General features: G+C 60.8%; 11 protein-coding genes, 1 pseudogene and 1 other annotated feature. Of the genes and pseudogenes, 6 read left to right on the top strand and 6 right to left on the bottom strand.

Translation table 11 applies throughout. From position 1 onward, the window contains the following. Nucleotides 1-302 precede the first annotated feature (302 nt). The gene (locus tag ACJ8PE_RS04655) at nt 303-554 is read left to right on the top strand and encodes a YciN family protein (protein WP_033650243.1); all 252 of its coding nucleotides are present in this window, start codon (nt 303-305) and stop codon (nt 552-554) included. Nucleotides 555-604: 50 nt separating this feature from the next. On the opposite strand, the gene sohB is transcribed toward ACJ8PE_RS04655, so the two are convergent. Then, nucleotides 605-1,651 (bottom strand): protease SohB, encoded by a 1,047-nt coding sequence (gene sohB / locus ACJ8PE_RS04650; protein WP_033650242.1) that lies wholly within the window; start codon nt 1,649-1,651, stop codon nt 605-607. A gap of 359 nt (nt 1,652-2,010) precedes the next feature. Here sohB and ACJ8PE_RS04645 point away from each other — a divergent pair, with 359 nt between their 5' ends. Both ACJ8PE_RS04645 and cobO read left to right on the top strand, forming a co-directional pair. After that, the gene (locus ACJ8PE_RS04645; protein ID WP_033643264.1) at nt 2,011-2,772 is read left to right on the top strand and encodes a YciK family oxidoreductase; all 762 of its coding nucleotides are present in this window, start codon (nt 2,011-2,013) and stop codon (nt 2,770-2,772) included. A 13-nt stretch (nt 2,773-2,785) separates the two neighbouring features. After that, the gene (cobO, locus tag ACJ8PE_RS04640) at nt 2,786-3,376 is read left to right on the top strand and encodes a cob(I)yrinic acid a,c-diamide adenosyltransferase (RefSeq protein WP_033643265.1); all 591 of its coding nucleotides are present in this window, start codon (nt 2,786-2,788) and stop codon (nt 3,374-3,376) included. Between the two features lie 39 nt (nt 3,377-3,415). Here the strand turns inward: cobO and rluB are convergent, their stop codons facing one another. The 5 genes from rluB to rnm form a co-directional block, all read right to left on the bottom strand. After that, nucleotides 3,416-4,321, bottom strand: coding sequence for a 23S rRNA pseudouridine(2605) synthase RluB (gene rluB, locus ACJ8PE_RS04635; protein WP_033643266.1), 906 nt, complete (start codon nt 4,319-4,321; stop codon nt 3,416-3,418). A gap of 159 nt (nt 4,322-4,480) precedes the next feature. Beyond that, entirely contained in the window at nt 4,481-5,278 is a 798-nt protein-coding gene (locus ACJ8PE_RS04630) for an alpha/beta fold hydrolase (protein ID WP_197792556.1), read from the bottom strand. 148 nt (nt 5,279-5,426) lie between these two features. Further along, on the bottom strand, nt 5,427-5,786 hold the full coding sequence (locus ACJ8PE_RS04625) for a Rap1a/Tai family immunity protein (RefSeq protein ID WP_016927523.1): 360 nt from the start codon (nt 5,784-5,786) through the stop codon (nt 5,427-5,429). Nucleotides 5,787-5,901: 115 nt separating this feature from the next. Next, a complete protein-coding gene (locus ACJ8PE_RS04620; RefSeq protein ID WP_033643268.1) occupies nt 5,902-6,522 on the bottom strand; it encodes an L-threonylcarbamoyladenylate synthase in 621 nt (206 codons plus the stop codon). Between the two features lie 47 nt (nt 6,523-6,569). Next, nucleotides 6,570-7,451, bottom strand: a complete 882-nt coding sequence (gene rnm, locus ACJ8PE_RS04615; RefSeq protein ID WP_042784676.1) for an RNase RNM — start codon at nt 7,449-7,451, stop codon at nt 6,570-6,572. Nucleotides 7,452-7,703: 252 nt separating this feature from the next. After that, nucleotides 7,704-7,807, top strand: a sequence feature (Trp leader region). Nucleotides 7,808-7,831: 24 nt separating this feature from the next. Between rnm and ACJ8PE_RS04610 the strand changes: the two genes are divergently transcribed. The 3 genes and pseudogenes from ACJ8PE_RS04610 (at nt 7,832) to trpCF (ending at nt 12,355) form a co-directional block, all read left to right on the top strand. After that, nucleotides 7,832-9,394 carry an anthranilate synthase component 1 gene (locus ACJ8PE_RS04610; protein ID WP_033643270.1) on the top strand — a complete coding sequence of 521 codons (1,563 nt, stop codon included), beginning with the start codon at nt 7,832-7,834 and terminating at the stop codon, nt 9,392-9,394. Continuing rightward, nucleotides 9,394-10,990: pseudogene (gene trpD / locus ACJ8PE_RS04605) on the top strand (bifunctional anthranilate synthase glutamate amidotransferase component TrpG/anthranilate phosphoribosyltransferase TrpD). The gene ACJ8PE_RS04610 and the pseudogene trpD overlap by 1 nt, the downstream one beginning before the upstream one ends. Before the next feature lie 3 nt (nt 10,991-10,993). Beyond that, nucleotides 10,994-12,355, top strand: coding sequence for a bifunctional indole-3-glycerol-phosphate synthase TrpC/phosphoribosylanthranilate isomerase TrpF (gene trpCF, locus ACJ8PE_RS04600; RefSeq protein ID WP_442536725.1), 1,362 nt, complete (start codon nt 10,994-10,996; stop codon nt 12,353-12,355). Nucleotides 12,356-12,371: the final 16 nt, after the last annotated feature.

Below are 12,371 nucleotides of genomic sequence, written 5' to 3'. Positions count from 1 at the left end.
GTTGCCCAACTGCTCAACCTGAACGCAAGTTGTTGATCCTGCCTGCTATTCACCCATGCCCCAGAAGTATGGCTGCGTGATTTTTATTCATGGCGTAAACAAAACCTTCCACCCGACGCCGCAAAATCCCACACTGTACCTGATAAAAAGCGTCACGCAACCTAATTAGCACGGAAAGGCAGATTTCGCCAACCGGCCGCCGCCCATGGCCATCCAGACGGCAAATAAACCTTAGTCGGTTTGCGGATAAAAGCGAACCGGCGTTAGAATATGCGCAGCGTTTTTTGTTTGGAGTCTAATAAATGCACAAGAATACTGCACCTATCGGCCGCGAGGCCCTGCTGGCGGAAGCAAATAACATCATCCGCCAACACGAAGATTATCTGCACGGCATGATCGCCACCGACGTTGAACAAAAAAGCGGCGTTTTAGTTTTTCGCGGCGAATACTTTTTAGATGCCGATGGATTGCCCACCGCCAAAACCACCGCCGTATTTAATATGTTTAAACATTTGGCTCACCTGCTTTCGGAAAAATACCATTTGGTCGATTGAGAAAACAAAACGGGGGCACCTGGCCCCCGTTGATTCCTGCTCTTCTCGCCTTACAACAACGGCTTTTCCCCGCGCTGCCACCAGCGCAACAGCAAACGATCGACGCTTTCCGCCGCGCTGCCGGTGAAACGATCCATCAAACGTTTACGACGCGCATAGCGCACAGCGATCACTTCATGGTTATCCAACTCGGCGATCAACAAATCGTCGCTGGTGCCGATGGCGTCGATAAGGCCTTTCTCTTTGGCCTGGGTCCCGAACCAGTGCTCACCGGTGGCGACGCTGTCGATGTCGAGCGACGGGCGCTGCTCGTGCACGAAGCGTTTGAACAGCTCGTGCGTTTCGTTCAGATCTTCGCGGAACTTCTCGCGCCCCTGCTCGGTATTTTCACCGAACAGCGTCAGCGTACGTTTAAACTGCCCGGCGGTATGCAGCTCCACGTCGATGTCGTTCTTCTTCAGCAGGCGGTGGAAATTCGGGATCTGCGCCACCACGCCGATGGAACCGATGATGGCGAACGGCGCCGCCACGATGCGATCCGCGACGCAGGCCATCATGTAGCCGCCGCTGGCCGCCACTTTATCCACCGCCACCGTCAGGCGGATGCCGCCTTTGCGCAAGCGCTCCAGCTGCGAAGCCGCCAGGCCGTAGCCGTGCACCACCCCGCCCGGGCTTTCCAGACGCAGCAGGACTTCATCCTGCGCCGAGGCCACCGCCAGCACCGCGGAGATCTCTTCGCGCAGCGACGTCACCTCGTGCGCATCCATGCTGCCTTTGAAGTCCAACACGTACAGGCACGGCTTGGCCACTTCCACCGCGCCGGATTTGGCGCGCTGCTTCTTCAATTTGTCATCAGATTTGGTCTGCTTCTTGAACTGTTTCAGCCAAACCTTTTGCTCGGCAGTATCCATACGCGCCAGGCGCATATCGCGCTGCATTTCGCGATACTGTTCACCGAGATCGGTCAGTTGCAGCTCCCCTTTCTGGCGGCTCTTGCGTTGCCCCAGACTGACCGCCAGTATGGCCAACGCGGCGATGGCGAGCACCACCGTGGCGACCTTGGCCAGAAACAGGCCATAAACAGATATAAACTCCACAGATTCCGCCTTTATTTACAGGTTGTTAGTATGATTCTTTCCATTTTAGCCAACCGCAGCGCCTGCTGTCGCGGCTAAATGAAAATTCATTGCGTTCTGCACGTCACTATGGGGACGATTCAAGGCCGAACCAAGCCGCCGCCGCGCCGCTTTTGTTACAAAAGAATGCCATTTCAGCCTGCTACGCATTGAAAATGCGTACGGATTAAGGCATATAACACCCATTATTCATCAATATGATGAGACAGATTCGCTGCGCGGCCCGCAGAAGGTCGAGCTCTCGCTCCCGCCCTGGCCGCGCGTTTCACCCTTGCTCCCCACGATACGCGGGAGAACAGCCACCCAGGCGAGGATTTATCGTGCATTACCAACCCAAACAAGATCTGCTCGAACAACGCATTATTTTGGTCACCGGCGCCGGAGACGGCATCGGCCGCGAAGCGGCGCTGACCTACGCTCGCTTCGGCGCCCAGTTAGTGCTGCTGGGACGCACCGAGAGCAAACTGCTGGCGGTACAACAAGAGATCGCGGCCCAGGGCGGCGCCCCGGCCCTGGTGGTCACGCTCGACTTGCTGCACGCCACGCCGGAGCAATGCCGGCAGATAGCCGACGATCTGGCACGCCAAATCCCGCGCCTGGACGGCGTGCTGCACAACGCCGGCCTGCTGGGCGACATTGCGCCGATGGCCGACCTGTCAATAACCATGTGGCAAGAGGTGATGCAGGTTAACGTCAACGCCACCTTTATGCTGACTCAGGCGCTGCTGCCGCTGCTGCTGAAATCCCACGCCGGGTCGCTGGTGTTCACCAGTTCCAGCGTCGGGCGCACCGGCCGCGCCGACTGGGGCGCTTATGCGGTGTCGAAGTTCGCCACCGAAGGCATGATGCAGGTATTGGCCGATGAATACAAAAATCGTAATTTGCGGGTAAACTGCATCAATCCGGGCGGAACTCGCACCAAAATGCGCGCATCCGCCTTCCCGCACGAAGACAAAAACAAGCTGAAAACCCCGGCTGACATCATGCCGCTGTACCTGTATCTGATGGGCGAGGACAGCCGGCGAAAAACCGGCATGAGCTTCGACGCCCAGCCGAACCGCAAACCCGGCGCGGCCGAATAATAAGGAGCGTTTCATGGCGGAAGATCGTCATCAACAGCGCCAGCAGCGCCTGAAAGAACAGGTCGATGCACGCATCGCCGCGGCGCAGGACACCCGCGGCCTGCTGCTGGTGTTTACCGGCAACGGCAAAGGCAAAACCACCGCCGCCTTCGGCACCGTCACCCGCGCGGTCGGTCACGGCATGCGCGCCGGGGTGATCCAGTTCATCAAAGGCGAGTGGCCCAATGGCGAAAAAAACCTGCTGCAGCAACATGGCGTTGAATTTCAGGTGATGGCTACCGGCTTCACCTGGGAGACGCAGAACAAGGCAGGCGACACCGCCGCCTGCCAGGCGGTGTGGCAGCACGGCAAACGCATGCTGGCCGACAGCGGCCTGGATCTGGTGCTGCTGGACGAAGTGACCTACATGTTGACCTACGGCTATCTGGAGCTGGAAGAGCTCAAAGAAGCGCTGCGGCAGCGCCCTGCGCACCAAACGGTGATACTGACCGGGCGCGGTTGCCATCGCGAGCTGCTGGAAATGGCGGATACGGTTACGGAGATGCGGCCGGTGAAACACGCGTTCGACGCGGGCATCAAGGCGCAACAGGGGATCGATTGGTAACAAAACGTTCTGGCCCCGAACGGGGCCAGAATGACGGGATTAGCTGCGTTTGCTCGGTTTGCCCGATTTACTCGGTTTGCTGCCCGGCGCACTGCGACGGCCGCTGCCGGCCACCTGCGAGTGACGCTTGACCGCGCGACGGATTTGGTTAGCCTTCACGCGGCGGCGCTCACGCTCCACCGGCATCTTGCTGACCGTTTCCGGTTTCAATTCAACCAGCTCGCGCAGGTAGTTGATCGCCGGCAGATCCAGCTCGGCCCAGCCGCCGCGCGGCAGGCCTTTCGGCAGATCGATATCGCCGTAACGCACGCGGATCAGGCGGCTCACCTGCACGCCCACCGCTTCCCACAGGCGACGCACTTCACGGTTGCGGCCTTCGGTCAGGGTCACGTTGTACCATTGGTTGAGGCCTTCACCGCCCTGGAAGCTGATGGTGCGGAACGCGGCCGGGCCGTCTTCCAGTTGCACGCCTTTGCTCAGTTGCTTCACTTTCGCATCGTCGACCTGGCCAAACACGCGCACCGCGTACTCGCGTTCCACTTCACGGCTTGGGTGCATCAGACGGTTGGCCAGTTCGCCATCGGTGGTGAACAGCAGCAGACCGGAGGTGTTGACGTCCAGTCGCCCTACCGCCACCCAGCGCGAACCGCGCAGCTTCGGTAAGCGATCGAACACCGTCGGGCGGCCTTCAGGATCGCTGCGGGTACACAGCTCACCTTCCGGTTTGTAGTAAGCTAGCACGCGGCAGACCACCTCTTCGGACTCTTTGATCGACAGGACATGACCATCCAGACGAATTTTCATCGCCGGGGTCACTTCAACGCGATCGCCCAGCTTGGCGACCTTGCCGTCGACGCTGACGCGCCCGGCTTCAATCATGGTTTCGATTTCACGACGCGAGCCGTGCCCGGCGCGCGCTAATACTTTCTGTAACTTTTCGCTCATTGAGCAACCTCTAATGTCGCCTTCACAGGCGTCGGGGGGATAACCGCCGCGGCCAATCGCCGCAACGGTAATAATACGTTTATCAGGATCGAACCGCGCATTATACAGGCTTTCTAAGGTGTTGAAACCCACTTTATCGGCGGTGACCCCAAGCGGCGTTCACGGCGCCAAGAAGTCCTCCACCGCCCTCAGCACCGCGTCGGGCCGTTCCAGAATGCCGAGGTGAGTGCGGGCCTCTTCTAATCGCGCCACGGAGAAAAACGGCCGCTCGGCGGCAAATGCCTGCTGTTGCCGCAGATAGTCATCGCGGCGATCCAGCGAGTAAATATGCCGGCACGGCGGCGGCGCGCTCATCCCCGCCAGGCATTGCAGCGGCGAACCGAATTGCCGGTAGGCCTGTTCGATGGCCACGCCGGCGGCGCGCCAGAGCCGGTCATCCTCCTGCGCCATCTCGACCTCCAGATGGCGTTTGACCCGACCGTGGTGGATGCCGCCCTGCCAGAAGTCGAACAAGGCGTCGCGCGCCGCCAGCCACTGCTGCGGCTGTTGCATGCGGCTCACCGCCGCAAAGAACGCCGGCTCCGGGTGCGTCATGATCCAATCGAGAAACACCATGCCCCGCACCTGCTGCGGCAACGCCTCGGCCAACGCCACCGCCAACCAGCTGGCGTGCGCCACCGACAGGGTGATCACGTTGTCCAAACGCAGCGCCGTCAGCAGTTGGCGCACATCCTCCAGCAAATCGTCCGCCGTCAGCGACATCTCCGCGGCTTTCGACGACAGGCCGTGGCCACGCCAATCGATGCTGATCGTCCGATAACGGTCGGCCGCCAGCGCGATGAACGGCTCAAACACGGTTTTCGGTTCGCACCAGCCGGGCAGCAACACCAACGTGAGCGGCCCTGAGCCGATATCCTGATAATCGAGCGTCATGTTGGCACTGTGAAATGCGGTCATATTACCTCCTGCGCGTCTCTCCCCGACCCGTTCGGGAATTACCGACGGGCTAAGGGTGACAGCGCAGCAGGTCATGATCTATTGAAGTTCGTGCGAAAAAGACCCGAGCGCACCTTATGAAAAAATGCGCACTTATTGGAATGGGAATTTAATGGCGCACGCAGGGATAGGCGGCGCTCAACGCCAGCATAATCACCGACGGTGCGGAATAATGCAGTTGCTCGGGATGTTCGTTCAAGTACTGCATTACCGCGTCGGCGGCTACGCCGATGCTCATTCCGGCCTCTGGGCAGATATTGCGATTGCCCTGCATGGAATAGGTATCGAATACGCCGGCGACGTATCCCATAAACATGCCGCCATTCAGCGCTTCGGCCACGGTGGCTTCACCGCTTTTATTTTTTACGTAACCGCCGGATTCCGCCAGCAAACCGCTGCCCGAATAAAAACCCGCATTTGCCATTGAGGAAAATAATAAGGCCGCTAAAAAAGAAACCTGTTTAATCATTGCTGCGCATCCTGCCCATTATCAATTCTGAAGTCTTAAAGAATAGCGGCTTTCACGCGAAATAACGTCGCTTCAGCCGTTTTTTAGACAATGGGCAAGGTGGCAATATTTTACATCAGCGGAAAGGCGCCGCGTCGCCGGCGCCTTCGCGCACCACTTCCGGCGAGGATTCGGTCAGATCGATAACCGTGGTCGGCTGTTGGCCGAGAAAGCCGCCGTGGATCACCAGATCGACCACCTTGCCCAAATGATCGCTGATCTCTTCCGGATCGGACTCGGCGAAATCATTGCCCGGCAGCATCAGCGTGGTGGACATCATCGGTTCGTTCAACGCCTCCAACAGCGCCAGCGCGATCGGGTTCGACGGCACGCGCAGGCCGATGGTTTTGCGCTTTTCATTCATCAGGCGGCGCGGCACTTCTTTGGTCGCTTTCAGAATGAACGTGTAGTTGCCCGGCGTATTGTTTTTGATCAGACGGAACGCCGTATTATCGACGTGAGCATAGGTCGACAACTCGGACAGATCGCGGCACATCAGGGTAAAGTTGTGGTTTCCGTCCAGCTGACGGATGCGGCAAATGCGCTCCATCGCCGCCTTCTCTTCCAGCATGCAGCCCAGCGCATAGCCGGAATCGGTGGGATAGACGATCACCCCCCCTTTGCGCAGCACCTCTACCGCCTGGTTGATCAGGCGCGGCTGCGGGTTGTCCGGGTGAATATAAAAAAGCTGACTCATGACTTGCTCCTAAAATAATGCCCGCGCGCGTTGCCACGCGCGTAAAATCAGACCGCCTGGCCCGGCTGCGGCCAATCGCGCCACACCGGCTCGACGCCGCCCGGCAGCCACAGCTTGCGCCCCAGTTCGATCCACGAGCAAGGTTGATGGAAATCAGAGCCTTGCGAGGCCAACAGACGGTAGTCCTGCGCGTATTTCGCCAGCTGAGTGCGCTCATGCGGCGCCTGCTGACACTGCGCCACTTCCATGGCGTCGCCGCCGTGTTCGGCGAAATGCGCCAGCAAGCGTTTCAGCCATTTCGCGGTCAAATCGTAACGGCCCGGGTGCGCCATCACCGCCTGGCCGCCCGATTGATGAATCGCATCAATGGCTTGTTCTATTGTACACCACTGCGGCGGTACATAGCCGGTTTTCCCCTTGGCCAGGTATTTCTTGAACACCTGAGCCATATTGTCCGCCACACCGATCTCCACCAGGTAACGGGCGAAATGGCCGCGGGTCACCGCGCCGGCTCCGGCCAGGCGCTGGGCGCCGGCATAGGCGTCGGGAATACGCGCCTTGCCCAGCCGCACGCCGATCTCCTGCGCCCGCCGGTTGCGGCGTTCGGTTTGTTCCGCCAACAGCGCCACCAGCGCCGGATGCGCGACGTCCATACCCAACCCAACAATATGGATTTCATGATTTTCCCACAGCGTCGAGATTTCCACTCCATTGACCAACCGCAACGGCAACGCCTGCTCCGCGATGGCGGCGGCGGCCTCGGCCAGCCCGGCGGTCGTGTCGTGATCGGTGATCGCCAACACCCCCACGCGCATCTCTACCGCCCGCTGCACCAGCTGTGTCGGCGTCAGGTAGCCGTCGGAGGCGGTCGTATGGCTGTGGAGATCGTACAGGGTAAAAGCGGTGGATTGAGGGTTACTGTCTGTCAAAACGGCTATCCGGCAATGGCTGGGTTTTCTATCATACCTGCGATCGGCGGCCGTACGGAAATCTATTCTGCCCCGGCTGGGCGCGCGGGCGGGATGATGAACAGAATTCACGCTGACCGCTAAAACATTGTACAAAAAGGGGGTTGACTTTGCCCTCGCGAACCAGTTAACTAGTACACAAGTTCACGGCAGTGGCCGTGTCGGATGAGAGTTAACAAAGAGAGTCTGCAAATGAACACATACATTTCTCTTCACGGTTGGTGGCGTACCTCCCTCTTGCGGGCGGTGTAATCGCGCATAGCTGTCATCTGACAATGCAGATTTCCTGAGCCCGCACCTGATGCGGGCTTTTTTATGGACAGAATTCACTGGAACCACCGATGATGAACATCAAACCACAATTGACATTACTGAAGGCGCAGGCCAGTTACCGGGGCGATCCCACCACCCTTTTCCACCAGCTGTGCGGCGCCCGGCCGGCCACCCTGCTGCTGGAATCGGCGGAAATCAACAGTAAACAGAATCTGCAGAGCCTGCTGGTGATCGACAGCGCGCTGCGCATCACCGCGCTGGGTCACACCGTCAGCGTGCAGGCGCTCACCGCCAATGGCGCGGCGCTGCTGCCGCTGCTGGACGAAGCGCTGCCGCCCGAGGTCAGCATTCAGGCGCGCCCAAACGGCCGCGAGCTGACCTTCCCGGCGATCGACGAGGTGCAGGACGAAGACGCGCGCCTGCGCTCCCTGTCGGTATTCGACGCGCTGCGTACGCTGCTGACCCTGGTCGACTCCCCGGCGGACGAGCGTGAAGCCGTGATGCTGGGCGGCCTGTTCGCCTACGATCTGGTCGCCGGTTTCGAAAACCTGCCGACGCTGCGCCAGGATCAACGTTGCCCGGACTTCTGCTTCTATCTGGCGGAAACCCTGCTGGTGCTGGATCATCAACGCGGTTCCGCCCGATTGCAGGCCAGCGTCTTCAGCGAGCAAGCGAGTGAAATACAACGCCTGCAGCAGCGTCTGGCGCAATTGCAGACCGAATTGAAACAAACCCCGCAGCCAATCCCGCACCAAAAGCTGGAAAACATGCAGCTGAGCTGCAACCAGAGCGACGAAGAGTACGGCGCGGTGGTCAGCGGGCTGCAGGAAGCGATCCGTCACGGCGAGATTTTCCAGGTGGTGCCGTCGCGCCGCTTCTCCCTGCCGTGCCCGGCGCCGCTGGCGGCCTACCAGACGTTAAAAGACAACAACCCCAGCCCGTACATGTTCTTCATGCAAGATGACGAGTTCACCCTGTTCGGCGCTTCGCCGGAGAGCGCGCTGAAATACGACGCGGGCAATCGCCAGATCGAAATCTACCCGATCGCCGGCACCCGCCCGCGCGGCCGCCGAGCCGATGGTTCACTGGATCTGGATCTCGACAGCCGCATCGAGCTGGAAATGCGCACCGACCACAAAGAGCTGGCCGAGCACCTGATGCTAGTCGATCTGGCGCGCAACGATCTGGCGCGCATCTGCCAGGCCGGCAGCCGCTACGTGGCCGACCTGACCAAAGTGGATCGCTATTCGTTCGTCATGCACCTGGTTTCCCGCGTGGTGGGCACCCTGCGCGCCGATCTCGACGTGCTGCACGCCTACCAGGCCTGCATGAATATGGGCACCCTGAGCGGCGCGCCAAAAGTGCGGGCGATGCAGCTGATCGCCGCCTCCGAAGGCACGCGCCGCGGCAGCTACGGCGGCGCGGTAGGCTACTTTACCGCCACCGGCGATCTGGATACCTGCATCGTCATTCGCTCAGCCTACGTCGAAGACGGCATCGCCACCGTGCAGGCCGGCGCCGGCGTCGTGCTGGACTCCATCCCGCAGGCGGAAGCCGACGAAACCCGTAATAAAGCCCGTGCCGTGCTGCGCGCCATCGCCACTGCGCACCATGCCAAGGAGGTGTTCTGATGGCCGATATCCTGCTGCTCGACAACGTCGACTCCTTTACCTACAACCTGGTCGATCAGCTGCGCGCCAGCGGCCACCAGGTGGTGATTTACCGTAACCAGATCGCCGCCGAGGTGATCATCGAGCGTCTGGCGCAGATGGAACAGCCGGTGCTGATGCTGTCGCCGGGCCCCGGCGCCCCTTCCGAAGCGGGCTGCATGCCGGAACTGCTGCAACGCCTGCGCGGCCGGCTGCCGATCATCGGCATCTGCCTCGGCCACCAGGCGATCGTCGAAGCCTATGGCGGCCAGGTCGGCCAGGCGGGGGAAATCCTGCACGGCAAAGCCTCGGCGATCGTTCACGACGGTGAAGGCATGTTCGCCGGCATGGCCAACCCATTGCCGGTGGCGCGTTACCACTCGCTGGTCGGCAGCAACATCCCGGCCGATCTGACCGTCAACGCCCGGTTCGGCGAGATGGTGATGGCGGTACGCGACGATCGCCGCCGCGTATGCGGCTTCCAGTTCCACCCGGAATCGATTCTGACCACCCATGGCGCGCGCCTGCTTGAGCAGACCCTGGCCTGGGCGCTGGCGAAGTCATAAAAGGAACACGACGATGCAACCTATCCTTGAGAAACTGTACCGCGCTGAATCGATGAGCCAGCAGGAAAGCCAGCAGCTGTTCAGCGCCATCGTGCGCGGCGAACTGGAGCCGAGCCAACTGGCGGCGGCGCTGATCAGCATGAAAGTCCGCGGCGAGCGCCCGGAAGAGATCGCCGGCGCCGCCAAAGCGCTGCTGGAAGATGCTCAACCGTTCCCGCGCCCTGACTACCCGTTCGCCGATATCGTCGGCACCGGCGGCGACGGCACCAACAGCATCAATATTTCGACCGCCAGCGCCTTTGTGGCGGCGGCGTGCGGCGCGAAAATCGCCAAACACGGCAACCGCAGCGTCTCCAGCCGCTCCGGCTCTTCGGATCTGCTGGCGGCATTCGGTATCCGTCTGGATCTGCCGGCGGAAGAGGCGCGCAAGGCGTTGGACGATCTTGGCGTGTGCTTCCTGTTTGCGCCGCAGTACCACACCGGCTTCCGTCACGCCATGCCGGTACGCCAGCAGTTGAAGACCCGCACGCTGTTCAACGTGCTGGGCCCGCTGATCAACCCGGCGCGTCCGCCGCTGGCGCTGATCGGCGTTTACAGCCCGGAACTGGTGCTGCCGATTGCCGAAACCCTGCGCGTGCTGGGTTATCAGCGCGCGGCGGTGGTTCACGGCGGCGGCATGGACGAGGTGGCGATCCACGCTCCGACGCACGTAGCGGAATTGAACAATGGCGAAATCTGCAGTTATCAGCTCACGCCGCAGTCCTTCGGATTGGAAACCTATCCGCTGGAGGCCTTGCTGGGCGGCACGCCGGAAGAAAACCGTGACATTTTGGCGCGGCTGTTACAAGGTAAAGGCGAGCCGGCGCACGCCGCGGCGGTTGCGGCCAACGTCGCGTTGCTTCTGAAGTTATTCGGACATGAAGACCTGCGCCAAAATGCGCGGCAGGCACTGGATATGATCAACAGCGGGCAGGCCTATGAGCGTGTCATCGCACTGGCGGCAAGAGGATAAATGATGCAGGAAACCGTGCTACACAAGATTGTCCGCGACAAAGCGCAATGGATCGCGGCGCGACAACAGCAACAGCCCCTGGCCGGCTTTCAGAATGACATCGTACCGAGCGAACGCAGCTTCTACCACGCGCTGCAGGGCACCCGTACGGCTTTCATTCTCGAATGCAAGAAGGCCTCGCCTTCCAAGGGGCTGATTCGCGAGAACTTTGATCCGGTGGAGATCGCCACGGTCTATAAAGATTTCGCCTCGGCGATCTCGGTGCTGACCGACGAGAAATACTTCCAGGGCAGCTTTGATTTCCTGCCGCTGGTGAGCAAAACCGTCAGCCAACCGGTGTTGTGCAAAGACTTTATCATCGACCCGTATCAGATTTACCTGGCGCGCTACTATCAGGCCGACGCTATCCTGCTGATGCTGTCGGTGTTGACCGACGAACAGTACCGCCAGTTGGCGGCGGTGGCCCACAGCCTCAATATGGGCGTGCTGACCGAAGTGATCAGTGAAGAAGAGCTGCAGCGGGCGATCGCGCTGGAAGCCCGCGTGGTCGGCATCAATAACCGCGATCTGCGCGATCTTAGCATCGATCTGGACCGCACCCGGCAGTTGGCGCCGCGCGTGCCGCATGGGGTGACGGTGATCAGCGAGTCGGGCATCAACAACTACGGGCAGATCCGCGAGCTCAGCCACTACGCCAACGGTTTCCTGATCGGCAGCGCGCTGATGTCGGAACCCGATCTGCGCGCCGCCGTGCGCCGCGTGATCCTGGGCGACAATAAAGTGTGCGGCCTGACTCGCCCGCAGGACGCCGCCGCCGCGTATCAGGCCGGCGCCATCTACGGCGGATTGATTTTCGTCGGCCGCTCGCCGCGCTATGTGGATATCGTCCGCGCCCGCGAAGTCATTTCCGGCGCGCCGCTGAAGTACGTCGGCGTCTTCTGCGACGCCCAGCTCGATACCGTGGCGCTGACCGTGGAGCGCCTCGGTCTGCAGGCGGTGCAACTGCACGGCGCGGAGGACCAGGCCTATATCAGCGCCCTGCGCGCCCGCTTGCCGGCCGATTGCCGCATCTGGAAAGCGCTGAGCGTGAAAGAACGGGTGCCGGCGCGCGATCTGCAGCATGTCGATCGCTATCTGCTGGACAACGGCGCAGGCGGCACCGGCCAACGCTTCGACTGGTCGGTATTGCAAGGCGAAGATCTGACCAACGTGATGCTGGCGGGCGGTCTGCGCGCCGACAACTGCGTCGAAGCGGCCAAGCTCGGCTGCGCCGGTCTGGACTTCAATTCCGGCGTGGAAAGCGAACCGGGCATCAAGGATCCCGCGCGCCTGCCCTCGGTCTTCCAAACCCTGCGCGCTTACTGAATACGGCTCTACATTA

The organism is Serratia sp. CY74737 (assembly GCF_052166775.1).
In the GTDB taxonomy this organism is placed as follows: domain Bacteria; phylum Pseudomonadota; class Gammaproteobacteria; order Enterobacterales; family Enterobacteriaceae; genus Serratia; species Serratia ureilytica.
The sequence above is the reverse complement of the archived record's forward strand: the minus strand, read 5'-3'. Positions and strand labels throughout refer to the sequence as shown.

Excerpts from the sequence above, each read along its gene's own strand:
- rluB (WP_033643266.1), bottom strand. The coding sequence starts at position 4,321 with ATGAGCGAAAAGTTACAGAAAGTATTAGCGCGCGCCGGGCACGGCTCG.
- ACJ8PE_RS04610 (WP_033643270.1), top strand. The coding sequence starts at position 7,832 with ATGATGAACATCAAACCACAATTGACATTACTGAAGGCGCAGGCCAGT.
- ACJ8PE_RS04630 (WP_197792556.1), bottom strand. The coding sequence starts at position 5,278 with ATGACCGCATTTCACAGTGCCAACATGACGCTCGATTATCAGGATATC.
- ACJ8PE_RS04620 (WP_033643268.1), bottom strand. The coding sequence starts at position 6,522 with ATGAGTCAGCTTTTTTATATTCACCCGGACAACCCGCAGCCGCGCCTG.
- trpCF (WP_442536725.1), top strand. The coding sequence starts at position 10,994 with ATGCAGGAAACCGTGCTACACAAGATTGTCCGCGACAAAGCGCAATGG.
- ACJ8PE_RS04625 (WP_016927523.1), bottom strand. The coding sequence starts at position 5,786 with ATGATTAAACAGGTTTCTTTTTTAGCGGCCTTATTATTTTCCTCAATG.
- ACJ8PE_RS04655 (WP_033650243.1), top strand. The coding sequence starts at position 303 with ATGCACAAGAATACTGCACCTATCGGCCGCGAGGCCCTGCTGGCGGAA.
- cobO (WP_033643265.1), top strand. The coding sequence starts at position 2,786 with ATGGCGGAAGATCGTCATCAACAGCGCCAGCAGCGCCTGAAAGAACAG.